At 56.0% G+C, this 916-nt stretch carries 2 protein-coding genes; both read right to left on the bottom strand.

The features are described from left to right. Positions 1-362 (bottom strand): YbaY family lipoprotein (locus A3754_RS24595; RefSeq protein ID WP_197468849.1); only part of this gene is annotated, 362 nt, incomplete at its 3' end. A 162-nt stretch (positions 363-524) separates the two neighbouring features. Beyond that, positions 525-916, bottom strand: a 392-nt coding sequence (locus A3754_RS24590; protein WP_063521603.1) for an organic hydroperoxide resistance protein, incomplete at its 5' end; no start/stop codon positions are given.

Here is a 916-nt window from a genome sequence, read left to right as displayed (position 1 = left end):
ATCTCGGCACGCACTGCATATGCCATCGGATGATCGTTATCGGCGAAGGACTTGTCATAGCGCAACGCGAAAGGCACCGGCACATTTCCCGGGTTATCAATATGTTGTTCCGCGATCATTCTGGCCGGGGCATCCATCCGGGATACATCTGCCAACGTTACCGTGACGGTTGCTTCCGGCGGCATTGCCATGCGCTCGCGATACATCACCTTCCCGGCGAGCACGCGCTGCTGGGCGTTTTCCTGTTTCGCTTGATCATCCGGCAAATCCGGGGCATCCGGTTCTGGCTGATCACAACCGACAAGGGCCAAAACAGCCCCCAGCATCAATGAAGGAAAAATAGCATGGGTCCTGGTTGTCATGAGCGCGTCCTCTCGTTAGGGAATATCATCAGACTCAGCGACAAAAGACCGGTTCCGCCGCATCTCACACCAGTAAAACGAAGAGAACACAAAAAAGCAGCCCTCAGGCTGCTTCTTTTTACGCTTTATTGAAAACGCCTCCGCTAGGCAGGCGTTTTTAAGCTAGACGGTCACCACCAGTTCCACGTCGATGTTACCGCGAGTGGCATTGGAATACGGGCAAACCTGATGCGCGTTTTCCACCAGGGTTTGCGCTTCACTTTGCTCCAGGCCAGGAATATGAACGTTCAACGTCGCCTGAATCCCGAAGCCACCACCCAACGGGCCAATACCGACCTGCCCGGTAATCGCCGTATCATCCGGCAATGCGACCTTGGCCTTGCCGGCCACCAGCTTCAAGGCACCGAGAAAACAGGCTGAGTACCCCGCGGCAAACAACTGTTCCGGATTTGTGCCTTCGCCACCTGAACCGCCCAACGCTTTCGGAGTGGTGAGTTTCACGCTCAACTGGCCATCATCGCTGGCAGCTTTGCCATCTCGACCACCGGTGGCCG

This window comes from Alcanivorax sp. HI0083 (assembly GCF_001635175.1).
This window is presented reverse-complemented; position numbering and strand designations above follow the sequence as displayed.